Here is a 25,316-nt window from a genome sequence, read left to right as displayed (position 1 = left end):
ACGGTTGCGAGCGTATTGGTGCTGCGTGCGCTGCGCTTCGGGCTGTTGCTGCCATTGGCCAGAATGTTTCCGCGCATTTGCCGGGCCAGGGAAATGCCGTAGCGGCGGCACATTACGTACCATCCTGAAGATATACGTAGTGCCCTAACAATGCGCACGTGCTGCATTTGCAGATGGGTGTGCCCGTGTCGCCGTTGGCAGCAGCCGTTACGTAGCCTTAAACCGTACGGCGCAGTGGTGCCATTCCTTGGTGCCGGCCATGTGGTATGCCTTATTCATAAAGGCCATGCTGACCTCAGCGGCCGTGGCGTCCGAATCACATGCCCCGGAGTGCCCGGCCAAACACGCTACGCCGCGCTGGCAGCACTTAGTGCGCGATCTAGTTTGCGATAGCCGATGGCTTCGGTGAGATGCCGCGTGGCGATGTCCGCGCTGTCGTCGAGATCGGCGATGGTGCGTGCCACGCGCAGGATGCGATGCATCGAGCGTGCAGACAGCTGCAGGTGTTCGATGGCACGCTCTAACAACAACTGATCGTCGTGCTGCAGACGGCAATGGCGATCGGTGTCGGGCTGATCCAGTTGCGCATTGGGCAGCGCTCCGCGCGCAAGTTGTTGCTGCCGCGCGGCGACCACGCGTCCACGCACGCTGGCGCTGTCCTCGCCGAGGTTGCCGCTACGCAGTGCTTGCGGTGGTAGGCGTGGCACTTCGACATGCAGATCGATGCGGTCCAGCAACGGGCCGGAGATACGGCTGCGGTAGCGGCGGATGCTGTCGCTGCTGCAGCGGCAGCGCCCACTGCCATCGCCCGCCCAGCCGCAGGGGCACGGGTTCATGGCTGCGACCAGTTGGAAGCGTGCCGGGAAATCCACGCTGCGCGCCGCCCGTGAGATCGTGACCAGACCAGATTCCAAGGGTTCGCGTAGCACTTCGAGAGTTTGCCGTTGCCACTCGGGCAATTCGTCCAGGAACAGTACGCCGTTGTGGGCCAGCGAGATCTCGCCAGGGCGCGGATGCGTGCCACCGCCCACCAGCGCAACTGCGCTGGCAGTGTGGTGCGGAGCCCGGTACGGCCGTTGCCGCCAGCGGGCCAGATCCAGGCCACGGCCGCTGATCGAGGTAATGGCGGCGGTTTCCAGCGCTTCGGCTTCGCTGGCTTCTGGCAACAGACCGGGCAGGCGCGAGGCCAGCAGGGTCTTGCCGCAGCCGGGGCTGCCGACCAGAAGGAGATGATGTCCACCGGCGGCGGCGATCTCCAGCGCGCGGCGGGCGTGCGGTTGCCCGCGCACATCGGCCATGTCGGGCAGGGCGCGTGCGCCGAGCGCCTGCATGGCCAGCTGGGCGGCAGGTGCTTTCTGGCTGCCATTGAGCGTGGCGCAGACTTCCAGCAGGGTGCGCGCAGTGAAGGCTTCCACTTGCCCGGCAATCGCCGCTTCGGCACCATTGGCCAGTGGCACAATCAGCCGTCGCCCGGCCTGCGCGGCCGCCAGCGCAGCGGGCAGCACGCCGTCGACACCGCGCAGTTCGCCGGTGAGCGCAAGCTCGCCGAGGAATTCGTAATCGGCCAGGGCCTGGCGGTCGATCTGCCCGCTGGCAGCCAGGATGCCGAGCGCGATCGGCAAATCGAACCGGCCGCCTTCTTTCGGTAAATCGGCCGGTGCCAGGTTGATGGTGATGCGCCGGGCGGGGAATTCGAACTGTGCGCACAGCAGGGCAGCGCGTACACGCTCGCGCGATTCGCGCACTGCCGCTTCGGGCAGGCCCACGATCTGTGTGGAGGGAAGACCGCCGGAGAGATGCACTTCCACCCGAACCTCAGGCGCATGCACCCCCACGCGGGCACGGCTGTGCACCAGCGCCAGACTCATCGTGGGTGGCCTTGACTCAGGGGGTGGTGGGCGGTGCAGCGGGCGGCGTGCCGGGCGCGCTCGCTTCCATGGCGGCGACGGTCTGCTCAAGCGCGTCGAGTTTTTCGCGGGTGCGCAGCAATACCGCGCGCTGCACGTCGAACTCTTCACGGGTGACCAGGTCCAGCTTGCCCAGCCCTGCCTGCAGCGCGCCCTTGAAGGTGCTCTGCAGTTCTTCGCGCGATTGGCGCAGGCCCGGCGGTACCAGGTCGCTGAGGCGGCGGGCAAGGTCGTCGAGCTGATTGAAATCGATCATGGTGTTCTCCGCAGGTCCGTAGGAAGCCTAGTGCAGGCCGGGACACGCGGGACATCGGCAAGGCAGTCGGCAGAAGGTAAGGATAGTCCCATTCGGCTGTCGTCCGCGCTGACGGCAGCGCGCGGTGGGATGAGTGTTGCCCCCGTCCACGGTATGCTGCGCGGCCGTCATGCCCTGGGACCTGCACCGATGAAAATGATCATGGCCATCGTCAAACCGTTCAAGCTCGACGATGTGCGCGAAGCGCTCGCCGGCTGCGGGGTGGCGGGCATTACGGTGACCGAGGTCAAGGGCTTCGGACGCCAGAAGGGCCACACCGAGCTGTATCGCGGCGCCGAATACGTGGTCGATTTCCTGCCCAAGGTGAAGATCGAAGTGGCGGTGACCGACGACCAGGCCGAGCGCGTGGTCGAGGCGATCGTCGCGGCGGCCGGCACCGGCAAGATCGGCGACGGCAAGGTGTTCGTGTACGACCTGGGCACGGTGGTGCGCATCCGCACCGGCGAGCTGGATAGCGATGCGCTGTAGGTCTGCTGCTGAGAGCGGCAAACAAAACCCAGCGAGCATGGTTGGGTGAGTGGGCCGCACGTAGGGAACGCACCGCACGCGTCTGGCACATACCGATGCCGAGCCCCCGGCTGTTCCCGTTTGGGGGTGAGCGCGATCGTTTTGTTAGCTGCCCTTGGCCGGGGCATCCGTGCGTTGACAGTGGTGCGGGAATGCAAGCGGTAATGCGTTTTATGTGTGCGTGTTTGCGCCATTGCGCTGACCACCACGTGTGCTGTTGATCGAGGCAAGGATGTTGGCAGCGACGCGCTGCCGGCAGCGCTGGCAGCGTGACGTGGCCATGCCGTGCTCCGATTGCACCCTGGTCCACGCTGTTGACGGCTGCGGCTGACGGGCTAACCCACTGCTGGACGCGTGCATGCGCCAAGTTACTGTGCATGTTGGCCAATCCTCGCCAATGAAGCTCATACCATTTCAATACCGCAACATCTTGCGGACGGATCCGTTCCGATCAATGCCAGGGCGTGAGCCGGCGCTGGGAAAGGCCCCAAAGAAAGCCGTGCCCGCACGCAGATGCGGCCGCGCTTGTCGCCGCCACGCGACTTGCCTACTCTAGGGCGTAATACCATTCCAATACCGGAGTTCGATATGAAGCGACGCAACAGCAAGCCGGGCGTGCGCCTGCTTTCGGTATTGGTGGCGCTGGGCATGGCCGCCCCGGCGTTAGCGCAGTCGGTGACCGAGCCTGTGGTCCAGCCAGCGATCTATCCGACGCCGGTATCGATCACGCTGGACGGCGCGACCATCGCGCTGGGCCGCTCGGTAGTGCTGGTGGTCGCGCCTGGCGCGGACAAGGCCACCGTCGCGCCGGTGTCAGCAAGATTTCCACCGCCACGCGCTTGCCTGCCACGCTGGACCGCCCGCACATCGTGCTCGGTACCGGCGATGCGGCTGTGGTGCGCGATGCGCTCACGCGCAGCAAGGCCGTGCAGGACACCCACAAGGAGGGCTACACGCTGGCCAGCGTTGCGCTCGATCGCGGCAGCCTGATCACGCTGGCGGGTCACGACGACGATGGCCTGTTCCATGCGGCGCAGACGCTGCGGCAGCTGGTCGAGCGGCCGGCTATCCCGACGCTGACGATCCAGGATTACCCGGCCATGCCGATTCGCGGCACGATCGAAGGCTTCTACGGCGCGCCGTGGTCGATGAGCGACCGCAGCAAGCACATCGATTTCCTCGCCCGCACCAAGGCCAACACCTTTATCTACAGCCCGAAGGACGACCCCTACGCGCGTGATCGCTGGCGCGAACCGTATCCGAAGGCGACCTTGAAGGCGCTAGGTCAGTTGGCCGCCACCGCCAAGCGTAATCACGTCGATTTCGTCTATGCGATTTCGCCCGGCCCCACGGTGTGCTTCTCCGATCCGGCCGATGCCAAGGCGCTGCTACGCAAGTTCGATGCGTTCCGCGCGCTGGGCGTGCGCAGTTTCTACGTGGCGCTGGACGATATCGAATACACCAAGTGGAATTGCGAGCGCGACAAGACCACCTTTGGTGAGTCCGGCGCGCAGGCAGCCGGTATCGCGCAGTCGCATCTGCTCAATCTGGTGCAGGCCGATCTGGTTGCGCGGCACGATGCAACGTCGGAATTGATCATGGTGCCGACCGAGTACTACGACGCCAAAGAGAGCCCTTACAAGGAAGCGTTGCGCAAGCATCTGGACCCGAGGATCGTGGTGCAGTGGACCGGTACCGACGTGGTGCCGCCGGCCATTTCCATCCCCGATGCGCGCGCTGCCACCAAGGCATTCGGCCGCAAGACGCTGTTGTGGGACAACTACCCGGTCAACGATTTCGAAACCTCGGCCGGGCGCTTGCTGATGGCGCCGTATGCGCGGCGCGAGGCCGGCCTGTCGGCCGAATTGTCCGGCATTGTCTCCAACCCGATGAATCAGGAAGTACCCAGCCGCGTCGCGGTGATGGGACTGACCGCGTTCGCCTGGAACGACAAAGACTACGACGCGCAACGCACCTGGCATGCGGCAGCGCGCGATCTGGCCGGCGGCGATGCACGTGTCACGGCGGCATTGCTGACCTTCTTCGATACCCAGCACCTGGCACCAACCTTCGGCAGCCAGCCGTGGCAGGAACAGGCGCCACGTCTGAAGGCGGTGCTTGATCATGTGCGCGAAGCGATCGCACTGGGCGATGCGGCAGCGCGCACCCAGGCGATTACCGAATTGGTGCGCACTGCCGACGAGTTGGCTGCCGCGCCGCAGATCATTCGCGATGGCGTTGCCGACAAGGGCTTTGCCGAGCAATCGCGTCCCTGGCTGACCGCGATGGAAGGCTGGGGCCGCGCGCTGCAGAAGACGGCAGCCGGGCTGGATGCGGGCAATCGCGGCGACACGCAGACACCGGCGTTGTTTGCCGAGGCGGCTGCGCTTGCCGCCACAGCTGCTTCGGTTCCATCCATTCCCGGCGCCACGCGCTTCGGTGGCCCGGTCAAGATCGCCGACGGCGTGCTCGACCGCTTCATCGCGCAGGCACCGCGCTTGATTGCTTACCGCGTGCCGGCAGTCGCCGAGTCGGCAGCTGCAAAGTGATGGCTTAGCGCAGAAGCACAGCGACGCGCATGGGTGACTGTGCGCGTGGCTGTGCATGCAAACACCGGAGCGCTATTGCCATCTGCATCGCAGCAGGTGGCATGGGATAGAACGCTTATAAGCATGTTCCGCTCTGCAAATGAAACTGACGCAATCAGCGCAGCGGATGGCATGACACAACGTGCTCAGCCACCCTTATGTCAGCAGCGCTGATCACGCAGTGTCTTTCAAACGCCGATACAGCCGCTTCCAACCACTGCGAATCGCGTATACCCAGCGCGGTTCGGCACTGAGTGCGGATTCGTCGGCAGTCGGCGCGATGCTGGCAAGGCGCTGGCGCATTTTCTGGAAGTTGGCCACGTCGCTGCGTTGCAGCTGACGTGCCAGCGTGCCGCGCTGCAGCCAGCGCGGGAATCGCCACGCCGAGGTGAAATCGATCAGCACCGGCACGCCCGCGCTGACCACCACATTGGTGCTATGCAGGTCGTTATGGGTGATGCCTAACGCATGCAGCCGGCGCAACGCCTGCTGCAATTGCTGGAAGACTTCCTGGCCCACGATTGTGCTGGTGCTGAGCGTGTCGCCAGGAATGAATTCCATGCCTAGCGCGAGGCCGCCCAACGTGCCGAGCAGGGCCGGCGCATGCCGCCAGCCCTGCAACTGCCGCAGCATGCTGGCCTCATGGCGCACCATCAGCCGCGCAATGGGCGCCAGCAACGTGCTGCGATAGCGGCCGTAGTCCTTGACCACCGCCAGCTGCCCATCCAGGTGGGTGCGGTAGACGTCGGGCTCAAGCAGCCGCGTGCCTTGCTTGAGCAGAACGGGAGTGACGAGGTGCAGGCTGGACACATCCAGCGGCTGGTAATGCATGGCAGGTCTCCGGACCGTGGCGGCGCGGAGATGTCACGCGTTGCACAGGTTCACGATGATCGCAGGGGATCGGTTCGGGGAATTTTAGAACTTTTTAGTACTGAAATTACATCTATTTAATAAATGTAATGTTCCGGAAGTGGAACGGCTTTGCTAATCAAGCGCTTGATGGAATTCTCTTCGATTTTTTGCCGCGCGCTGGCGATGGATGCGGGCAACGCCAGCCACAAGTTGCCTTGTCGTACCGCCAGCGCACTGCCTGGCTCCGGCTCCCGGCCCACAATCAGGCAACCCACGCCGTTTGACAATGCAGCAATGGTCACATCGCTTCTTGCAGCCGCTGGGACTCCAAGCACTGTGCCGGCTGCGGTCAGGGGCTGCATCACCCGATAGCACGGGCACGTTCTTCGGGCGGCGCCCGGAGCGATGTCGAACAACATCCGGTGATGCCGGGAAAGCCCACGAATTCGACAGCAACTGTGCCACTTCCAGACGCCGTCAGGGTGACCCTGCGTGCGCAAGGATGCGGGAACGATGGAGTACGACTCATTGGGGATGCAATGAAAAGTATCGCAACACTGCTGTTGGCCTGCACGGCGTTCGGCGTCACGGCTCAGGCCTCGGGGCAATCGTTGTCGCGCGGTGGGACAGCTACCGTCAACAGCAAAAGCAGCAGGCCGGCACCCAGGCCGCCACCGCGCCGGTAGCGCCGTCGTCGTGCCCTGCGCAAGCGGGCACCGGCGGAGCGCCGGCTGTTGTCGGTAGTAGCGGAACCGGAACCGGCGAATCCGGTGGTTTCAGCACGGTGACTGAGCCGACATCGGCCGAGGCAGCGCCCGCCGCGCCTGCCTACGTACCGCCGCCGCCGCGCGAAGAAGAGCAACGCCTCAAAAGCGGCGTGTTCCTCGGTGTCCAGAGTGGCAAAGCCAAAGTGTTTGAAAACGGCAAGCAGGACATGCAGGGCTTCAACGTTGGCTACCGCTGGCGCGCAGGTCCGGTCACATTGCTCGGCATCGAAGCCGCAACCGGGAAAGTGGATGGTTCCAAGGATGAGGACGGCTTTGTTGTCGTTCCAAACGTGGATTCCGGCAGCGTCGGTAGAACGGCGCGCTTCAACTTTGGCGATGCACCTGTCTTTGCGCTTGTGCGGCTGGGCTATTGGGGCGGCACGGCGAAAGGTGAGGACTACAACGAACGCGTTTATGGCGCATACGTTGGTGCCGGTCTCGGTGTAGATATCGGCAAGCACGTCAGCTTGAGCGCGCTTTACACCAATTACGTCTACGCTGACGCGTATTACGGCAACTACGAAGACCTCACGATCAACCGTGCGGAAGTGCTGAGCTGCGGAGCCGAAATCCGCTTTTGATGCGGGTCAACGGCAAAGAAAGGCGAACGGCAGCGCTCGCCCTTCTGCGTCATGCCGCACGCAACAGCTATGCAGTAGACAGCAACTCCATTTGAAGCCGGTAGCGCAAACGGTTATCGGCATTGCACAGCCATCCATGCGGGGTGTTGTAGTGTCGCGCTCAACGCAGTGATTCAGCCGTGGGCGAGGGCAGATGGACGCATTGGCGCAGTTTTTGACAGACGAGCAGGACCCGGTGGCTGTGGGCAAGATCCTGCCCAAGATCACCGAGTTGCTGACCCGCGACGAGCAGGTCGAGTACATTGCCGTGCAGAAGAAGATGGTGAACCTGTCGCCGGACGCGGTGGTGCTGACCAACCGCCGCTTCATCGTGGTGTACCCGAAATTGCTCGGCATGACGTTCCGCGATTTCCCCTGGCGCGAGGTGCTCGATGTGCACATGAGCGAACAAATGCTCGGGGCGACCATCATGTGCCGCACCACGCAGGGTGCCTACGCCTCCATCGACAGCCTGCCCAAGAAACAGGCGCGGCGCGTGTACGCCTACGCGCAGCAGGTGGAAGAATCTGCCTACGAAAAGCGCCAGCAGTTGGAAATCGACAAGCTGCGTGCGGCAGCCGGCGGCGTGGTGGTGCATGCGCCCAGCGCGCAGGGAGCGTTGCCTTCGGCCCAGCAGATCGCGTTGGCCGCCTCCGATGATCCGGTGCAGGTGCTGAGCAAGCTCAAGCAGTTATTGGATGCCGGTTTGGTCACGCAGGAAGAATTCGACGCCAAGAAAGCCGAGGTGTTGGCACGGCTGTAAGGGCTATACGTGCAACATGCACCCGCCAGCCGGGCGGGAGGATTGCGCCGGAACTTTAGAGCAGCTAACAACACGTAGCGAGCAGTCATCAGGCAGGTGCGGACGGCGCGCAGGAACCACAGTGGACGAGTGCTAGATGCCAAACCGAGCACCGGTCGCGACCGCCTGGCGCGGCGGCGCAGTCGTTTGGTTAGCTGCTCTACAGTGCAAGGACGTACGGGCCGCGCCAAGTGCGCTGCAGAGACGAGCAGGCACTGGACGCGCCAAGCGATGCCGGTAGCGATTCTGGAAGTCCTCAAGTTGCGGCCTATGCTGCTCAGCGCTTTTGGCCGCCGGCATGCGAATCACAATGCCGAACGTGGGTGACCGACCGCGGCGATCGACAACTGTATCCAGCCATCAGACAGGCGCGGCCGAGAGATGGATCGATTGCCACTGCGCATCTGCGCGCCTGCCGCCGCTCATACACAAAGGCCGCCCCTGAAGGCGGCCAATGCGGTGCAGATCTCGGCTGAGCCGAGGTGGTGACGCGTCCGGTAGCGGACCGACGACCACCTCGAGGCAGACTGCTCACTCTATGTGGCTGTGGCTCGCCGCTTACTCGCCCAGCGCCTTGGCCACGAACGGCGGCGCAACCAGCACGCCAGTGTGCAGATGTGCGGTGTAGTACAGCGTCTCGAAGCCCTTGGTCTGCGCAGCATCCTGGCGAAACGCAAAATCCGCGTTGGCCTGCTTGCTGGCCATGGTCACGCTCCACCAGCCGGTGGGGTAGCACGGCTGCGGGAACGGCAGGGTCTTGAACGACTGGAAGCCGGCCTTGCCCATTTCGGTGCGCATTTCGTTGATCAGGTCCAGCAGCGCCAGCGGCGACTCGGACTGCTGCACCAGGATGCCGTCGTCCTTCAATGCCTTGAAGCAGCTGTCGTAGAACGCCTTGTTGAACAGGCCTTCGGCCGGGCCCACCGGGTCGGTGGAATCGACGATCACGATATCCACGCTGCCGGCCGGGCAATTGGCCATATAGGCCACGCCGTCGTCGAACAGCAGTTCGGCGCGCGTGTCGTGGTTGGAATCGCACAGCTCGGGGAAATACTTCTCCGACATGCGCGTGACCTGCTCGTCGATATCGCACTGGGTGGCGCTTTCCACGCCCGGGTGCTTGAGCACCTCGCGCAGCGTGCCGCAGTCGCCGCCGCCGATGATCACCACGCGCTTGGGCGCGGCGTGGGTGAACAGCGCCGGGTGGCTGATCATTTCGTGATAGAAGAAATTGTCGCGGCTGGTCAGCATCACCGCGCCGTCGATGAGCATCAGCTTGCCCCAATCGGTGGTCTGGTAGATCTCGATCTTCTGGAACGGGGACTGCACCTCGTCCAGCTTGCCGCTGATGCGGAAGCCGATCGCCGAGCCGGTCGGCTGGAAGTGTTCGATGTACCAGTTGTCGTTGGTGCTCATGCGGACGTCCTAATGCTGGAAGAAGCGGGCGGTTCCTTCTCCCACCGGGAGAAGGTGGCGCAAAGCGCCGGATGAGGGTCGGGCGCAGCCTCATGCAGCCAAACTGCGCAGCGGCTAACCCTTGCTCGGCCCCGCTCCAACAGGAGAGGGGCGTGAAGTCGGCGCGGATTGTAACGGACCCTGCGCATGCCAGGCGTTACACTTCACGCCCTTTTTTATTCCAGCCGAGACAGCGAAATGAGCGATTGGTCCCTCGACCAAGCCCGCAAGACCTATTCGATCCCGCATTGGGCCGACGGGTATTTCGATGTGAATGCTGCCGGACACGTGGTGGTCACCCCAACCGCCGATGGCCCGGCGGTGTCGCTGCCCGAGGTGGTGGATGCCGCGCGTGCTGCAGGCGCCAAGCTGCCGCTGCTGGTGCGCTTCCCGGACATCCTGGGCCAGCGCCTGGGCAAGCTGCAGGCAGCCTTCGCACAGGCGCAATCGGAATGGGATTACGCCGGCGGCTACACCGCGGTGTATCCAATCAAGGTCAACCAGCACCGCGGCGTGGCCGGTACCCTGGCCAGCCATCACGGCGACGGCTTCGGCCTGGAAGCGGGCAGCAAACCGGAGTTGATGGCGGTGCTGGCGCTGTCGCGCCCAGGCGGGCTGATCGTGTGCAACGGCTACAAGGATCGCGAATACATCCGCCTTGCGCTGATCGGTCGCAAGCTCGGCCTGCAGACTTTCATCGTCATCGAAAAGCCGTCCGAGCTGAACTTGGTGTTGGAAGAGGCACGCGCGCTGGACGTCCAGCCGGGCCTGGGCGTGCGCATGCGCCTGGCCTCGCTCGGCGCGGGCAAGTGGCAGAACAGCGGTGGCGACAAGGCCAAGTTCGGCCTTTCGCCGCGCCAGGTGCTGGACCTGTGGAAGACGCTGCGCGACACCGAATACGCCGACAGCCTGAAGTTGCTGCATTTCCATATGGGCTCGCAGATCTCCAATGTGCGCGATATCGCCAACGGCATGCGCGAGGCCACGCGCTATTTCGTGGAGCTTTCGCGCCTGGGCGCCAAGATCAGCCACGTGGACGTCGGTGGCGGCCTGGGCATCGATTACGAAGGCACCCGCTCGCGCAGCTATTGCTCGATCAACTACGGCCTGCATTCGTACGCCAGCAACATCGTGCAGCCGTTGGCTAGCGCCTGCGAAGAACATGGCCTGCCGCCACCGCGCATCGTCACCGAATGCGGGCGCGCGATGACGGCGCACCACGCGGTGCTGATCGCCAACGTCTCCGAAGTGGAGCAGGCGCCCGAAGGCCGCGTGCCGGACGCGCATGCCGACGAACCGGCAGCGATTCGCCACCTGCGCGAGATTCATGACGAGCTCGACGTGCGCCCGGCAGTGGAACTGTTTCAGGAAGCCCAGCACTTCCATGCCGAGGGCTTGAGTGCGTATGCGCTGGGCCAGATCGACCTGACCCACCGTGCGCGCATCGACGATCTGTTCTATGCCATCGCACACGGCGTGCGTGCGCGCCTGAGCTTCGACGAGAAGAGCCATCGGCCGGTGCTGGATGAGCTCAACGAGCGGCTGGTGGACAAGTACTTCGTCAACTTCAGCGTGTTCGAATCGATCCCGGATGTGTGGGCGATCGATCAGGTGTTCCCGATCGTGCCGATTGAACGCTTGAACGAAGCGCCGCAGCGGCGCGGCATCATCGCCGACATGACCTGCGATTCCGACGGTATGGTCAAGACCTATGTCGAGAACGAAAGTCTGGACAGCTCGTTGCCGCTGCACAGTTTGAATGCGGGTGAGAGCTATCGCATCGGCTTTTTCCTGGTGGGTGCTTACCAGGAAATTCTGGGCGATATCCATAACCTATTCGGCGATACCGATGCAGTGGAGGTTGTGGTGAATGGCGATGGCTATCGTATCGCGCAGCAGCGTCGCGGCGACACCACCGACGTGATGTTGGATTACGTGGGCTATCACCTGGACACGCTGCGTGCCACCTATGCCGAGCGCATCGCTGCCGCGCAATTGTCGCCCGAGCGCGCGCAGGAACTCAGCGCTGCGCTGGAAGCCGGCCTGACCGGTTACACCTATTTGTCCGACGAACCGTTGGGCTGATCCCGGCAAGCGCTGCGGCCTGTGCCGCAGCGCTTGCTGTGCAGTGCGTGGCACATCTGCCGCGCCACGTCGCAAATTCCGCTTAAAAGCAGACCATGCGCATCAGCGGCATGGCTGCTGTAGGTCTGCAGGGCTCCATCGCGTGGCCCGCCGTTTTTGCGTTCGCTCCGTCTTGCGCCTCGTGCGACGCGCGTCCTCATATCGAGGAATGCGCCCGACTTTAGCCTTGCGCCACGCCTTGCGATCGGTTCGGCCGTACGCTCCCTCCTGCGTTGTGCTGCACGACAATGACAGTCAGGCGACCATCGCGTGATCGTACCCACGGATTGAAGCGCACGCCGTAAAAACGCATTCCTCTCCTAAAGTGATGTTTAAAATAACGTGATTCCAGCAACGTTGATTTGGAGATGGTCTTATTCAACGCGGCACCGGATATACCGTGGTGCGCGTTTATTTGCATGGAAAACAGTGTTTTTCGTCGAGCATGCCGCGTGCGTGGCTTGGCACTGGCGTGCGCTGGATGCGGCGCCGGACTTGAGCCGATGTATGCATCAGGAACACTAGTTGAAATCACACTTCGGTAAAAAATTAAGGTATTAGGTGATTTCCGTGATTTTTGCACGGTTTCACGCCTGCGCGAGTTGTTAGTGTTCGCTTAGCCCGTAGGCATACAACTGATTCAACTAGGTCACCTGCACATCGTTGTTTTTGTTGTGCAAGTCGTTTTGCTATGCGTCTTCATCGTGCCTTTCCACCGCGTATTGCCGGCAACTGTCGGCAGTCGGCAGTTTTTCTATCCCTCGTTTTCTCAGGCCAGGTACTGATTCGGCGTCCATCGACCGTATGACGGTTGAGAGGTGTCGACGGACTGCGCGCCACACCAGAAGGATGCACGCAATGTACGCTGACGCCTCTCCCGTTTTTCCCTTGACCAAAGCGCAACGTGGCCTTTGGGTGGCCAACAAGTTGCACACCGACAACACCTTGATGTTGGCCGAAGTGTTGGAAATGTTCGGCCCACTGAACCCTCAGGTGCTGATCCGCGCCAGCATGCAGCTGACGCAGGAGTTCGACACGTTGCGACTGTGCATCGTCGAGCACGAGGGCGTGCCTTCGCAGGTGGTCTTGCCCGAGTACAACGGCACGATTCCGTATTTCGACGTCAGCTCGGACCCTGCTCCACGCAACGCCGCCGAACATTGGATCGACGAAGAAATTCGCAAGCCGGAAGATCTGCAGAACGGGCCGCTCTGGCACTGCGCGGTGTTCCGTCTTGGTGAAGATCATCATATCTGGATGCAATGCGTGAGCCATCTGGTGATGGACGGCTATTGCGCGTCGGTCATGATGCAGCGCATGGCTGTGCTCTATAACGCCTACGTGGCCGACGTGGAGCCCGAGCCTGCGCAGTACGGCAGTGCGCTGTCGCTGCTCGAAATGGAACAGCACTATCGCAACTCCGATCGGTTCCAACGCGACCGCGAGTACTGGATGCAGCAGCTGGCCGATCTGCCGCCGCCGGCGACGCTGGCGCGGCCGGGCAATCATCTGTCCACCGGGTTGCTGCGTGGCGCCTGGCAGTTTTCGCCGAAGCAGGTGGTGCGTCTGCGTGCGCTCGGCAAGGAGTACGGCGCCAGTCTGCCGCAGATGTTGATTTCGCTGATTGCGGCCTATTACTACCGCTGCACCGGCGCGGAAGATCTGGTGTTGGCAATGCCGGTGACCGGACGCATCAACGCGCGCTATCGGCAGACCGCCGGCCTGGTGGCCAACGTGATTTCGCTGCGGCTGAAAATGGACCCGCAGCAGCCCATCCATACCTTGTTCGCGCAGGTGTCCTCGGTGGTGCGGCATGCGCTGCGCCATCAGCAATATCGCTTCGAGGACGTGCGCCGCGATCTGGGCATGTTCGGGATGGAGCAGAAGTTCGCGCGCCTGGCGGTGAACATCGATGCCTTCGACTACACCTTGCGCTTCGGCGAGGCGTACGCGGTGCCGCACAACCTTTCCAATGGCCCGGCCGACGACCTCACCATCTTCTGCTACGAACGCGGCGATGGCGCTGCCCTGCGTTTCGATCTGGATGCCAACCCGGCGTTGTACGACAGCGAGGAGCTGGCCGAACACTGCCGTCGTCTGACCCATCTGGCCGATGCAGTGCTGGCCGATCCGGAATGCGCGCTGGGCCAGGTCGATATACTCGGCGATAGCGAACGCCGGCGTTTGCTGCACACCTGGAACAACACTGCAGCGCCGTTGCCGGAACCGGCCACGCTGTTGCACGGCATGCTGCAACGCGCCGAGTTGATGCCTGCAGCGGTGGTGGCGCAGTACGACAACCGCACGCTCGATTACGCCACGCTGTGCGAGCTTGCCTCGCGCATTGCCGCGCAGTGGGTGGCCGATGGCGTGGGCCCTGGCGATGTGGTCGCGGTAGCCTTGCCGCGCAGCGAACAATTGCTGGTGGCGTTGCTGGCAGTGATGTGGAGCGGTGCAGCGTATCTGCCGCTGGATCCGGAGAGCCCGGCCGCGCGCAATCGCCAGATGCTCAACGATTCCGGTGCTATTGGCTTGGTCTGCGAACCGGCGCTGTGCGAGCGTTATCTGCTCGGCGGCATGGTCTGGCTGGATCCGCGTCCTGCCGTGTTGCCTGAAGCGATCGCACCGCTCGCCACGCCCGATGGCACCGCCTACGTGCTCTACACCTCCGGCTCCACCGGCGCGCCCAAGGGCGTGGAAATCAGCCATCGCAACCTGTTCAATTTCCTGCATGCGATGGAGCACGAGCTGGCATTGCGTCCGCGCGATCGCGTGCTGGCAGTTACCACAATCACCTTCGATATCGCCGGGCTGGAGTTGTATTTACCGTTACTGGTGGGCGCGCGTGTGGTCATCGCACCGGCCGGCATCAGCAACGATCCGCGCAGCCTCTCGCGCCTGATCGCGGACGAGCAGATCAGCGTGGTGCAGGCCACGCCATCGCTGTGGCGCATCCTGCTGACTAATGAAGATCTGATGCTGGATCGCATCCATGCATTGATCGGTGGCGAAGCGTTGGTGCCGGAACTGGCCACGCAATTGCTGAGCCGGGTGGGGCGGCTGACCCAGTTGTACGGGCCGACGGAAACCACGATCTGGTCGACCATCATGCCGTTGCAGCTGACCGATGCCGCCGCACCGCCGATCGGCAGGCCGCTGCTCAATACGCGCGTCTATGTGCTGGATGCGCAGCGGCAACCGCTGCCGACCGGTGCAATCGGCGAGCTGTATATCGGCGGCGCGGGCGTAGCCAAGGGCTATCGCGGCAAGCGCCAGCTGACCAGCGAGCGTTTCATGCGCGACCCGTTTGCCGACGATGGCGGCAGCATGTACCGCACCGGCGACCGCGTGCGTCGACGCAATGATGGTCTGCTGGAATTCATCGGGCGCACCGATGCGCAGCTGAAGATCCGCGGGCATCGGGTGGAGCCGGCCGAAATCGAAAGTACCTTGCTGCTGCATTCGCAAGTGGCGCAGGCGGTGGTGGTGGGCCACGGCGATGGCGAGCATGCCTTGCAACTGCTGGCCTATGTGGTGGGCAAGCACGGCAATGCGCCGTCGATCGAGTTGTTGCGCGCGCATCTGCAGCAGCGCCTGCCGGCATCGATGATTCCCACCCTGTGGGTGCCGCTGGAGGCGTTGCCGCTGACCCCCAACGGCAAGCTGGACCGGCGCGCGTTGCCGGCGCCTGGCGCATTGCCGCAACGCGCGCACCTGGCGCCGCGCGATGCGCTCGAACGCCAGCTGGCAACGATGCTGCAGGAGGTGCTGGGCATCGAAGTGGTGGGCGTGGACGACAATTTCTTCGAGCTTGGCGGCGATTCGCTGCGTGCGGCGGAAATGGCCGCGCGTTTCCCGCAGATGTTCGGGGTGGAACTGCCGCTGGGCACATTGTTCCATGCGCCGACGGTCGCCGGCCTGGCCGAGGTGATCAAGCGCAGCGCACACACGCCCAACGACCCGTTGAGCGTGCTGCTGCCGCTGCGTGCAGGCACCGCCGGCAGCACGCCGCTGTTCTGCATCCATCCGGTCATCGGTCTGGGCTGGTCGTATCTCACCTTGCTGGGTCAGCTGGATCCGCAGTGGCCGGTGTATGCGCTGCAATCGCCGGGCTTGAGCGACCCGCAGCACCGTCCGGAGAGCATCGAGGCGATCGCGCGCGATTACCTGGCGCGTCTGCGCAGCGTGCAGCCGAGGGGGCCGTACCGTCTGCTGGGCTGGTCGCTGGGCGGTTTGATCGCGCACGCCATCACCGCCGAATTGCATGCGCTGGGCGAAGAGGTCGAGGTGCTGGCCATGCTCGACAGTTACCCGCATCTGGAACAGGCCGCAGCGTTGTCGGAATCGGAGAACGTGCGCGCCTCGGTGCACGCGTTGGCCTTGCATCTGGCGCCGGGCCAGCCGATGCCGACCACGGTCGCCGAGCTGGCGAGCCTGTTGTGCGATCACTACGGGCTGAACGAATTGCCTGCGGTGCGCCAGTTGCTGGAGCAACGTCCCACCTTGCTGGACGATCTGGGCGCCCTCACCCAGCATCACCTGCAGCTGGCGCGGCGTCATCGGCCCAGGCAGCTGGACCAGGATGTGGTCTTTGTCGAAGCGAGCGTGCGCATGAGCTCCGGCGGCGACGATGCGCTGTGGGTGGATTACCGTCCCCAGGCGTGGCACCCGTACGTGCGCAACCTGCAGCTGCACGTTCTGGACAGTGACCACCATTCAATGCTCTCGCCGACGCATGCGGCCACGCTCAGCACCTTGCTGCACGCGGCCACCGCAGAGTCCACCCGGGCTGTGCGGCCGGTGGGACAGGCCGGCCGTGGCGCGGTCGCCAGCGACGGAGAGACCGAATATGCCTGAGTCCAGAGCCGATTCGGCACGCCAACGCCCGGTGGTCATTGCCACCCTTGGCACGCATGGGGATGTGCGCCCGATCATTGCGCTGGCCCTTGGCCTGCAGCGGCGCGGTTACCCGGTGCGGGTGCTGACCAGTTCCAACTTCGAGACGTTCATCCGTGCCAACGGCCTGGAATTCTTCCCGCTCAGCGGCGATCTTCAGCAGCTGTTGAAAGACCATCCGGACGTCGCCGAAATGCGCGGTGCCCCCGGCATCTTGCGCAAGAAGTTGCTGGAGTGGGCGCGCGATTGGCCCGCACAAAGCAGCGCGGCGTGTGCCGATGCCGGCTTGATCCTGGGCGTGGGCAGTGCCAGCCTCCTCGTCCATAGTCTGGGCGAGGCGTATGGTGTGCCGGTGGCGTTTGCGCAGTTGCAGCCGCTCACCGAGTCGCGCCATCTGCCGCTGATGCTGTTGCCCAACCTGCGTCTGCCTGGAAGGGTCAGCGTGGCATTGCATCGCACGATGCGCTTTATGTGCTGGCAGCTGATGCGGCCGGCCGTCAACGGCATCGTGCGTCCGGCATTGGGGCTGCCGGGGTATCCGTGGAGCGGCCCGGATCGCAGCGCGCTACGCGTGATCTACGGCTATAGCGCGCATGTGTGCCCGCGTCCGCCAGACTGGCCGGAAAGCGCACAGGTGTGCGGCTTCTGGCAGCTGCCCCGGTCGCAATGGCAACCGCCGGCCGCGCTGCAGGCGTTTTTGCAGGCCGGGCCGCCGCCGCTGTATGTTGGCTTCGGCAGCATGACCAGCAGCGCCGTCGCGCAGCTCACTGCCACGGTCAAGGCAGCCGTGCGGTTGACCGGGCAGCGTGCGTTGCTGGCCAGTGGCTGGGGCGGTCTGGGGGCTGGGGACGCCGCTGCCGCCGATGACGCCGAGCGCTTTTTCCATCTGGAACAGGCACCGCACGATTGGCTATTCCCGCGCGTGTCGGTGGCCGTGCATCACGGTGGCGCCGGCACCAGCGGTGCCGCGTTGGCGGCGGGGATTCCTTCGGTGGTGCTCCCGTTTGGCTACGACCAGTCGTTTTGGGCATATTGCCTGGCCCAGCGCGGCGTTGCGCCGCCAGGGCTCGCACGTGCCGGGTTGCAGCCAGAAACCCTGGCCGCTGCCATCCAGCAGGCGAGTAAGCCGGCCATGCGTGCAGCTGCGCAGGCGCTCGGTCAACGGATTCGCGCGGAACACGGCGTGCGCAATGCGGTCGATCAGCTGGAAGCCTGGCAACTGCTGAAACCGACGGCCGTGACGCCCGCAGCAGCGGCACGGCCCGCGCAGCACGCCATCGCATAAGTGCGATGACGCTGCGCATCCGCCGCAGCGTTCGATAGGCGCATTGCAGCGTGGTGTGCGGCAGTGCGTCGTTGGCAGCGACGCACTGCGCGCTGCCGGCATGCGGCAATCGGGCTCCCTCGGTTTATCTCGCCCGCATGCGCTATCCTGCTCTGGATCTGTTGCGTGGCATCGCCATCGTCTGGGTGATGCTGTTTCATTCGTTTGTCGTCGGCGGGCTGGGGCGGTAGCGCTGGTGGCAGGCGCGTTGCTGCATTACGCGGTGGAGCGCCCGTTCCTGCAGCTGCGTGGAGTGCTGCTGCGGCGACATGCTGCCGTGCGCAGCGATGCCGAGCTGGCGTGAGGCGATCTGCGGTTCATCCATCGCACGAGCGGACGTTGAAAAGAAAAGCCGCACAGTGCGCGGCTTTTCGATGCATCCGTTCGATGCTTGCTATGGCTTACGCGGTGCACCGCACCACGTGGTTGCACGCTGCGCGTTGACCGCTGCCGCCGTGCCTACATTGCAACGCCTCACTGCGCGTCGCGCGCCACCTGGAACCCAGCGAACGACTGCGTCACCGGCATGATTTCCAAACGGTTGATGTTCAAGTGCGCCGGCAGGCTGGCGACGTAGAAGATTTGTTCGGCGATATCGTCTGCCGTCATCGGCGTGGCGCCGCGGTACAGCGTGTCCGACGCCGCCTGGTTGCCACCGGTGCGCACCAACGTGAATTCGGTTTCGGCCATGCCCGGTTCGATCGAAGTCACGCGCACGCCGGTGCCATGCAGGTCCGCGCGCAGGCCCAGCGAAAACTGCTGCACGAAGGCCTTGGTGCCGCCGTAGACGTTGCCGCCGCTGTACGGGTAGGTCGCCGCGACCGATGCGATGTTGATGATGGCACCGCGGCGCGCGATCAACGCCGGCAGCAGGCGGTGGGTGAGCGTGACCAGTGCGGTGACATTGGTGTCGATCATCTGCTGCCACTGGGCCAGGTCGGCCTGCTGCGCAGGCGCGGTGCCCAGCGCCAGACCGGCGTTGTTGACCAGCACGTCGATGTCGGCGAATGCGGCCGGCAGTGCGTCGATTGCGTCCGATAAAGCCTGCGCATCGCGCATGTCGAACGCGGCGGTGTGCACCTGCCCGGCCGGCAGTTCAGCGGCGAGCGCCTGCAGGCGCTCGCCGCGGCGGCCGGTGGCGATGACCTTCCAGCCGGCTGCGGCGAAGCGGCGCACGGTGGCGCTGCCGAAACCAGAGGTGGCACCAGTGATCAGGACGGTCTTGGACATGGGGAACTCCAGGGGACAGGGGGATTCGTGCAACCAGATTCACGGAATAGGGTGCGGGCTTGCCGTTGCGTCACGCCGTGCTTGCAGCATTTCTGCGGTCAAGGTCTCGCGTGCGACGACATGGCCACGGCGCAGCCGCAGCAACACGTATGTGGCCGGTGCGGGCGCCGCAGTCGTCGCGGTGGCGGCCAGCTCGACGATCAATTCGCCATCCACCCAGGCTGCAGGCACTGGTGAGAGTTGGCCGGGGAACAGCACATCCAGCGGCAGCGTTGGCGGCGCGTCGTTGCAGGCGCCAAGAACCACGCGATCGAGCCACAGTTGTTGCCCGTCCAGCCGCCAGTCGGCGCGATAACCGCGCCAGTTGGCACTGCAGCCGCCCAGCGCACTGCCGGCGTGGGCCACGAAGCGCTTCCAGGTGGCTGGGTCGTCCAGTGGAGCGAACAATGGCTCGGCCAGCAGTGTCGCCTGCCGGCCGTCGATCTGGATAAGGTCAGGGATCTGATCGGTGGCATGCGCCGGGCCGGCCCACGCCAGCACACTCAGCAACAGGCCAGCGATGCGCCGTATCACGCGCGGTTACTGCGCCTTGATCGCGATGGCGGACAGGCCACTGCCGGTGAGCTTTTGCTTGGCTTCGGCCAGTTCGCTGGCGCTGCCGTAGGGCCCCATGCGCACGCGATAGACCGTCTTGCCGCTGATGTCGGCCGATTCCACGCGTGCGGCCAGGCCCATCATCGCCAGCTTGGCCTTGGTCGATTCGGCATCGCCCGAGGCGCCGAACGAGCCAGCCTGCAGGATGTAGCGGGTGTTGTCGGCAACCGCCGGGGCAGCCGTCGTCGCTGTTGCAGTGGCGGCGGTTGCGGCGGGCTTGGGCGCAGCGGCGGCCGGCGTGGTGAGCGCGGCGGTGCTGGCCGGGGCCGGGGCAGCTGCCGGGCGTGCCGGTGCGGTTTGCGGCAGCGGCTTGGGCGCGCTGGCGGCGGTTTCCTTCAACGGCATCGGTACGCTGGCGGCCGGTGTGGCTGCCGCTACGCTGGCACCGGGTGCAGGCGCAACCGGCTTGCCTTCCAACGCCGCACGTGCCCGTGCGGCCTCTTCGGCGCGTGCGCTGGCGGCCAGTTCGGCGTCGGACATTTGCACTTCCTTGCCGGGCAGCAAGGTGTAGAAGTCGTACTGGGTCTGCGCATCGCCCGGCTTGGCCTGCGGCTTGGGCGGCTGCACGCTGGGCTTGGGCAATTCGGTCGGCGTATCCACGTCGGCATCGGCCACCGGCTCGGGCTGCGCGTCCGGGTTGGCACGCGGGCCCACGCGCAGGAAACCGTCGCCGTCCTTTTTGAACAGGTTGGGTGCGGCCAGGAAGATCACTGCCGCAATCGCGGCGCCAGCCACCAGCCACACCCAACCGGGGGTGCCATTGCTGGTGTTGCGTCGGGCCTGACTCTTACCGCGTCGTGCTGCCATCTACCACTTCTCCGAATCATGTCGTTGCGGGCCAGCTGGCCCGACTTGCTGCGGCAATGCGCGCTGCTGCGCGCATTGCCTGGTGAACGCGATCAGCGCTCGAGGTTGCAGGCCGGCGTTACCGCAGTGCCATGCGCTGGGCCAGCGGCCCGCGATGCTCCCGCGCGATTACATCTTTTCCGGAGCACTGACGCCGAGCAGTTCCAGGCCATTGGCCAGCACCTGTTGGGTCGCAACGGCCAGGGTGAGCTTGGCGTCGCGCTCGGCGGCATCGTCCACCAGCACCTTGCTGTTGTGATACCACGTGTGGAAGGCGTGCGCCAATTCACGCAGGTATTGCGCGATCTGGTACGGCTCCAGCGCCTGGCCGGCGATTTCCACCACTTCCGGGTAACGCGATAGCTCCAGCATCACCGCCAGCGAGTGCTCGTCGTCCAGGTGTGCAAGCTCGGCCAGGCCATGGGTCTGGTCGTACTTGTAGCCCTTTTCCTGCGCCTGGCGCAGCACGCTGCACACCCGCGCATGCGCGTACTGCACGTAGAACACCGGGTTGTCGTTGCTCTGCGCACGCGCCAGATCGATATCGAAGGTGAGCTGCGAATCGGGCTTGCGCGCGATCAGGAACCAGCGCACCGCATCGGCGCTGGTTTCTTCGATCAGGTCGCGCAGGGTGACGTAGCTGCCGGCACGCTTGGACAGTTTCACTTCCTCGCCGCCGCGCATCACCGTGACCATCTGGTGCAGCACGTATTCCGGCCAGCCCTGCGGGATGCCCAACTCCATTGCCTGCAGGCCGGCGCGCACGCGCGTCAGCGAGCCGTGATGGTCTGCGCCGAGTTCAGTGATTGCGCGCTCGTAGCCGCGCTGCCACTTGGTCAGGTGATAGGCCACGTCCGGCACGAAGTAGGTATAGGTGCCGTCAGACTTGCGCATGACGCGGTCCTTGTCGTCGCCGAAGTCGGTGGACTTCAACCACAACGCGCCGCCTTCCTCGTAGGTGTGGCCGGAGGCGATCAGCTGCTGCACCGCTTCTTCGACCTTGCCGTCCTTGTACAGCGAGCTTTCCAGGAAGTAGATATCGAAATCGACCCGGAACGCCGCCAGGTCGTGGTTCTGCTCGTTGCGCAGATACGCCACCGCAAAGCGGCGGATCGATTCCAGATCGGCCGGATCCTTGGTGCCGGTGACCAGATGGCCTTCCAGGTCGACGGTGTCGCCGGCCAGGTAGGCGTTGGCCACATCGGCAATGTAGTCGCCGCGGTAGCCGTTTTCCGGCCAGCCCGCGCTGTCGGGAGTGAGTCCCTGCGCGCGTGCCTGCACCGACAGCGCCAGGTTCTCGATCTGCACGCCGGCATCGTTGTAGTAGAACTCGCGCTTGACGTTCCAGCCGTTGGCATCGAGCACGCGCGCCAGGCTGTCGCCGATCGCCGCGGCGCGGCCGTGGCCCACATGCAGCGGGCCGGTGGGGTTGGCCGAGACGTATTCCACGCCCACCGAGCGGCCGTTGCCGGCCAGCCCGCGCCCGTAGTCGTGGCCTTGCTTGATCACATGCGCTACTTCGCGCTGATACGCGGTAGGCGCCAGATGGAAATTGATGAAGCCGGGGCCGGCGATGTCCACCTTGGCCACGTCGTCGCTGGCCGGCAGCGCCGCCAACAGCGCCTGCGCCAGCACGCGCGGATTGCTGCGCGGATTGCTGCGCGCGGCCTTGGCCAGCAGCATGGCGGCATTGGTGGCGAAGTCGCCGTGCTCGCGGGTCTTGGGTCGCTCGACCACAAAATCCGGCGGCAGGGTGTCGGCAGGCAGGGTGCCGTTGGCGCGCAAGGCTTCAATGCCTTGGCCGATCAGTGCGCGGAGTAGGGCTTTCACGTGGGACCTGCTTGGAACCAAACCAGCGATTTTACCCGACCGCGTGCCGCAGGGTCCGACCGATGGTTCAGGTCGGTGCACCACTGCTCATTCCAGCCAGCCGCGCTCGGCTAGCGACACCGGCCGGCCATCGCCGATGACGAAATGGTCCAGCAGGCGGATGTCGACCAACTCCAGGCTCTCCAGCAGCCGTTTGGTGACTGCGCGGTCGGCCTCGGAGGGCTCCGGATTGCCGGACGGGTGGTTGTGCCCGACGATCACCGCCGCCGCGTTGTGCAGTAGCGCCCGCCGTACCACTTCGCGCGGATGGATGTCGGCGCCGTCGATGGTGCCGGTGAACAATTCTTCGAACGCGATGGCACGGTGGCGATTGTCCAGGAACAGCACCGCGAACACTTCGTAGGCCCGCGCGCGCAGCCGCTGCGAGAAGTAGCGACCGACGCTGGGCGGGTCACTGAGCGCCTCGCCGCGCTCCAGCGCGCTCATCAGGTGGCGATGGGCCAATTCCAGCGCCGCAGCGAGCTTGCAGGCCGAGGCCGGGCCCAGCCCTGGCAGGCGTGTCAGCGCCTTGGCCGGGCGGTCCAGCAGCAGGCGCAGCGGCCCGTGCTGGTGCAGCAGATCGCGCGCGGTCTGTACCGCGTCCTGGCCGCGCAGGCCGGAGCCGACGAAGATCGCCAGCAGCTCCGCATCGGACAAGGCAGTGGCTCCGCGCGCCAGAAGTTTCTCGCGCGGGCGTTCGTGGGTGGGCCAGTCGTGTATGTGCATATGGCGAGTTTGCCGGTGCTCATCGCCGACGCCCATCAGGCCAAGCGAGGGCATCGGCTAATCTAGTTGTCCTCGTAACCGTAGGACGACTCCGACGTGATCGGCTCCACTCAGGCCCGCCCCCTGGACGGACAGCGTTTGCTGCTGTGCGTCGGCGGAGGCATTGCCGCTTACAAATCGCTCGAACTGGTCCGTCGCCTGCGCGACGCCGGCGCGCAGGTGCAGGTCGCCATGACCAGCGGCGCGCAACAATTTGTCACCCCGCTCAGCTTCCAGGCACTGTCCGGCCAACCCACCCGCACCACGCTGTGGGACAGCGCCGCCGAGCAGGCGATGGGCCATATCGAATTGGCACGCTGGGCCGATCGGGTGATCGTCGCCCCGGCCACCGCAGACCTGCTGGCGCGTCTGGCGCATGGCCTGGCCGACGATCTGGTCACCACGCTGTGCCTGGCCACCACCGCGCCGCTGACCGTGGCGCCAGCGATGAACCACCGCATGTGGCTGCATCCTGCCACCCAGGCCAACATCGCCACCCTGCGCACCCGGGGGGTGGCGGTGGTGGGCCCGGACGACGGCCCGCTGGCCGAAGGCGAGTCCGGCCCCGGGCGGCTGGCCGAGCCGGCGGCGATCATTGCCGCGCTGGTCTGTGGTGCTGTCGCAAACGCGGCACCGGCCGGTGGCAAAAGCACCGCTGCGCCGGTGTTCGTGCCCAGCAGCGCGCAGCTGGTGGGCCTGCGCATCGTGATCAGCGCCGGCCCCACCTTCGAAGACCTGGACCCGGTGCGCTACGTCGGCAACCGCAGCAGCGGCAAGATGGGCTACGCCCTGGCTGCCGCAGCTGCCAAGCAAGGCGCCGATGTGGTACTGATCAGCGGGCCGGTGCATCAGACCACGCCACCCGGCGTGCAGCGCATCGACGTGCGCTCGGCCGCGCAGATGCGCGATGCGGTGCTGGGCGCATTTCCGGCCGACATCTACATTGGCGCCGCCGCCGTGGCCGACTACACCCCCAAGCGGGTGGTGTCGCAGAAGATCAAGAAGACCGGCCAGACGCTGACCCTGGAACTGGTGCGCACCCCGGACATCCTGTCCGAGGTTGCCGCGCAGACCGGTGCATTGAAACTGGTGGTCGGTTTTGCTGCCGAAACGCACGACGTGGAGCATTACGCGCGTGGCAAGCTGGCGGCCAAGCGGCTGGATCTGATCATCGCCAATCAGGTGGGGATCGAAGGCGGCGGCTTCGAAAGCGACAACAACGCCGCCACTGCGTATTGGCAAGGCGGCGAACAGGCATTCCCCAGTAGCAGCAAGACCGAATTGGCCGACCAACTGCTGGCCCTGATCGCGGAGAGATTGCAGGCATGAGTAACCCGACCCAGTCCTTGCAGGTGAAGTTGCTCGACCCGCGCTTTGGCGATCTGTGGCCGTTGCCGGCCTATGCCACCGAATCCAGCGCAGGCATGGACCTGCGCGCTGCGCTGGAAGCACCGATGACGCTGCAGCCGGGCGATGCGGCGCTGATCCCCAGCGGCATCGCGATCCATCTGGCCGACCCGCAGCTGTGCGCAGTGATCCTGCCGCGCTCGGGGTTGGGCCATCGCCACGGCATTGTGCTCGGCAACGGTACCGGTTTGATCGATGCGGATTACCAAGGGCCGCTGCTGATCAGTACCTGGAATCGCGGCCGCGAGGCCTTCACCATCGAGCCGGGCGACCGCATCGCGCAGTTCGTGATCCTGCCGATCGTGCGCGTGGGCTTGCAAGTGGTGGATACTTTCGTCGACAGCGCGCGGGGAGCGGGTGGATTCGGCCACACCGGCGTGCGCTGAC

The 25,316-nt window shown here is 64.9% G+C and carries 17 protein-coding genes, 1 other RNA gene and 4 pseudogenes; 11 read left to right on the top strand and 11 right to left on the bottom strand.

The annotated features are described in order from the left end of the window. Window positions 1–347: 347 nt before the first annotated feature. Both KWO_RS17270 and ubiK read right to left on the bottom strand, forming a co-directional pair. Window positions 348–1,868, bottom strand: coding sequence for a YifB family Mg chelatase-like AAA ATPase (locus KWO_RS17270; protein ID WP_010379301.1), 1,521 nt, complete (start codon window positions 1,866–1,868; stop codon window positions 348–350). Between the two features lie 16 nt (window positions 1,869–1,884). Next, on the bottom strand, window positions 1,885–2,163 hold the full coding sequence (gene ubiK / locus KWO_RS17265; RefSeq protein ID WP_010374776.1) for a ubiquinone biosynthesis accessory factor UbiK: 279 nt from the start codon (window positions 2,161–2,163) through the stop codon (window positions 1,885–1,887). Window positions 2,164–2,316: 153 nt separating this feature from the next. Here ubiK and KWO_RS17260 point away from each other — a divergent pair, with 153 nt between their 5' ends. Beyond that, window positions 2,317–2,691 carry a P-II family nitrogen regulator gene (locus KWO_RS17260; protein ID WP_008574841.1) on the top strand — a complete coding sequence of 125 codons (375 nt, stop codon included), beginning with the start codon at window positions 2,317–2,319 and terminating at the stop codon, window positions 2,689–2,691. A 627-nt stretch (window positions 2,692–3,318) separates the two neighbouring features. Then, window positions 3,319–5,279, top strand: a pseudogene (locus KWO_RS17255) (glycoside hydrolase family 84 protein). A 213-nt stretch (window positions 5,280–5,492) separates the two neighbouring features. On the opposite strand, the gene KWO_RS17250 reads toward KWO_RS17255, so the two are convergent. Further along, window positions 5,493–6,149: a phosphotransferase gene (locus KWO_RS17250; RefSeq protein ID WP_010379305.1), complete on the bottom strand. Its 657-nt coding sequence runs from the start codon at window positions 6,147–6,149 to the stop codon at window positions 5,493–5,495. A gap of 116 nt (window positions 6,150–6,265) precedes the next feature. Then, a complete protein-coding gene (locus tag KWO_RS23135; protein WP_227479923.1) occupies window positions 6,266–6,589 on the bottom strand; it encodes a hypothetical protein in 324 nt (107 codons plus the stop codon). Window positions 6,590–6,709: 120 nt separating this feature from the next. On the opposite strand from KWO_RS23135, the pseudogene KWO_RS17240 reads away from it, so the two are divergent. Continuing rightward, window positions 6,710–7,518 (top strand): annotated as a pseudogene (locus KWO_RS17240) (outer membrane beta-barrel protein). A 193-nt stretch (window positions 7,519–7,711) separates the two neighbouring features. After that, window positions 7,712–8,320, top strand: a complete 609-nt coding sequence (locus tag KWO_RS17235; protein WP_010379311.1) for a PH domain-containing protein — start codon at window positions 7,712–7,714, stop codon at window positions 8,318–8,320. Window positions 8,321–8,382: 62 nt separating this feature from the next. On the opposite strand, the gene KWO_RS17230 is transcribed toward KWO_RS17235, so the two are convergent. Both KWO_RS17230 and speE read right to left on the bottom strand, forming a co-directional pair. Then, a non-coding RNA gene (locus KWO_RS17230) (sX9 sRNA) lies at window positions 8,383–8,458 on the bottom strand. A gap of 459 nt (window positions 8,459–8,917) precedes the next feature. Continuing rightward, window positions 8,918–9,775 carry a polyamine aminopropyltransferase gene (gene speE, locus KWO_RS17225; RefSeq protein WP_010374763.1) on the bottom strand — a complete coding sequence of 286 codons (858 nt, stop codon included), beginning with the start codon at window positions 9,773–9,775 and terminating at the stop codon, window positions 8,918–8,920. A gap of 237 nt (window positions 9,776–10,012) precedes the next feature. On the opposite strand from speE, the gene speA reads away from it, so the two are divergent. The 5 genes and pseudogenes from speA to KWO_RS23130 all read left to right on the top strand — a co-directional run. Further along, complete coding sequence (gene speA, locus KWO_RS17220) at window positions 10,013–11,899, top strand: arginine decarboxylase (protein ID WP_010379314.1); 1,887 nt, start codon at window positions 10,013–10,015, stop codon at window positions 11,897–11,899. A gap of 954 nt (window positions 11,900–12,853) precedes the next feature. Continuing rightward, window positions 12,854–16,795 (top strand): non-ribosomal peptide synthetase, encoded by a 3,942-nt coding sequence (locus KWO_RS17215; protein ID WP_026113206.1) that lies wholly within the window; start codon window positions 12,854–12,856, stop codon window positions 16,793–16,795. After that, on the top strand, window positions 16,788–18,119 hold the full coding sequence (locus KWO_RS17210) for a glycosyltransferase (protein WP_010379319.1): 1,332 nt from the start codon (window positions 16,788–16,790) through the stop codon (window positions 18,117–18,119). The genes KWO_RS17215 and KWO_RS17210 overlap by 8 nt, the downstream gene beginning before the upstream one ends. A 137-nt stretch (window positions 18,120–18,256) precedes the next feature. Continuing rightward, window positions 18,257–18,343, top strand: a pseudogene (locus KWO_RS17205) (heparan-alpha-glucosaminide N-acetyltransferase domain-containing protein); the annotation flags it as partial. Then, window positions 18,340–18,462 (top strand): annotated as a pseudogene (locus tag KWO_RS23130) (acyltransferase family protein); the annotation flags it as partial. The pseudogenes KWO_RS17205 and KWO_RS23130, both read left to right, overlap by 4 nt. A 170-nt stretch (window positions 18,463–18,632) precedes the next feature. Here the strand turns inward: KWO_RS23130 and KWO_RS17200 are convergent. The 5 genes from KWO_RS17200 to radC all read right to left on the bottom strand — a co-directional run bounded on the left by KWO_RS17200 (window position 18,633) and on the right by radC (window position 23,483). Beyond that, window positions 18,633–19,388 (bottom strand): SDR family NAD(P)-dependent oxidoreductase, encoded by a 756-nt coding sequence (locus KWO_RS17200; RefSeq protein WP_010374757.1) that lies wholly within the window; start codon window positions 19,386–19,388, stop codon window positions 18,633–18,635. 39 nt (window positions 19,389–19,427) lie between these two features. Beyond that, window positions 19,428–19,961 carry a hypothetical protein gene (locus tag KWO_RS17195; RefSeq protein ID WP_010379322.1) on the bottom strand — a complete coding sequence of 178 codons (534 nt, stop codon included), beginning with the start codon at window positions 19,959–19,961 and terminating at the stop codon, window positions 19,428–19,430. A 6-nt stretch (window positions 19,962–19,967) separates the two neighbouring features. Then, a complete protein-coding gene (locus KWO_RS17190) occupies window positions 19,968–20,849 on the bottom strand; it encodes an SPOR domain-containing protein (protein WP_039443110.1) in 882 nt (293 codons plus the stop codon). Window positions 20,850–21,017: 168 nt separating this feature from the next. Further along, window positions 21,018–22,718, bottom strand: a complete 1,701-nt coding sequence (gene argS / locus KWO_RS17185; RefSeq protein WP_010381945.1) for an arginine--tRNA ligase — start codon at window positions 22,716–22,718, stop codon at window positions 21,018–21,020. An 87-nt stretch (window positions 22,719–22,805) separates the two neighbouring features. Beyond that, on the bottom strand, window positions 22,806–23,483 hold the full coding sequence (radC, locus tag KWO_RS17180; RefSeq protein ID WP_010381948.1) for a RadC family protein: 678 nt from the start codon (window positions 23,481–23,483) through the stop codon (window positions 22,806–22,808). Window positions 23,484–23,579: 96 nt separating this feature from the next. Here radC and coaBC point away from each other — a divergent pair, with 96 nt between their 5' ends. Beyond that, on the top strand, window positions 23,580–24,851 hold the full coding sequence (gene coaBC, locus KWO_RS17175; RefSeq protein ID WP_010381953.1) for a bifunctional phosphopantothenoylcysteine decarboxylase/phosphopantothenate--cysteine ligase CoaBC: 1,272 nt from the start codon (window positions 23,580–23,582) through the stop codon (window positions 24,849–24,851). Then, entirely contained in the window at window positions 24,848–25,315 is a 468-nt protein-coding gene (dut, locus tag KWO_RS17170; RefSeq protein ID WP_010374738.1) for a dUTP diphosphatase, read from the top strand. The genes coaBC and dut overlap by 4 nt, the downstream gene beginning before the upstream one ends. Window position 25,316 lies beyond the last annotated feature (1 nt).

Source organism: Xanthomonas vasicola pv. musacearum NCPPB 4379 (assembly GCF_000277895.2).
GTDB lineage: Bacteria > Pseudomonadota > Gammaproteobacteria > Xanthomonadales > Xanthomonadaceae > Xanthomonas > Xanthomonas vasicola.
The sequence above is the reverse complement of the archived record's forward strand: the minus strand, read 5'-3'. Positions and strand labels throughout refer to the sequence as shown.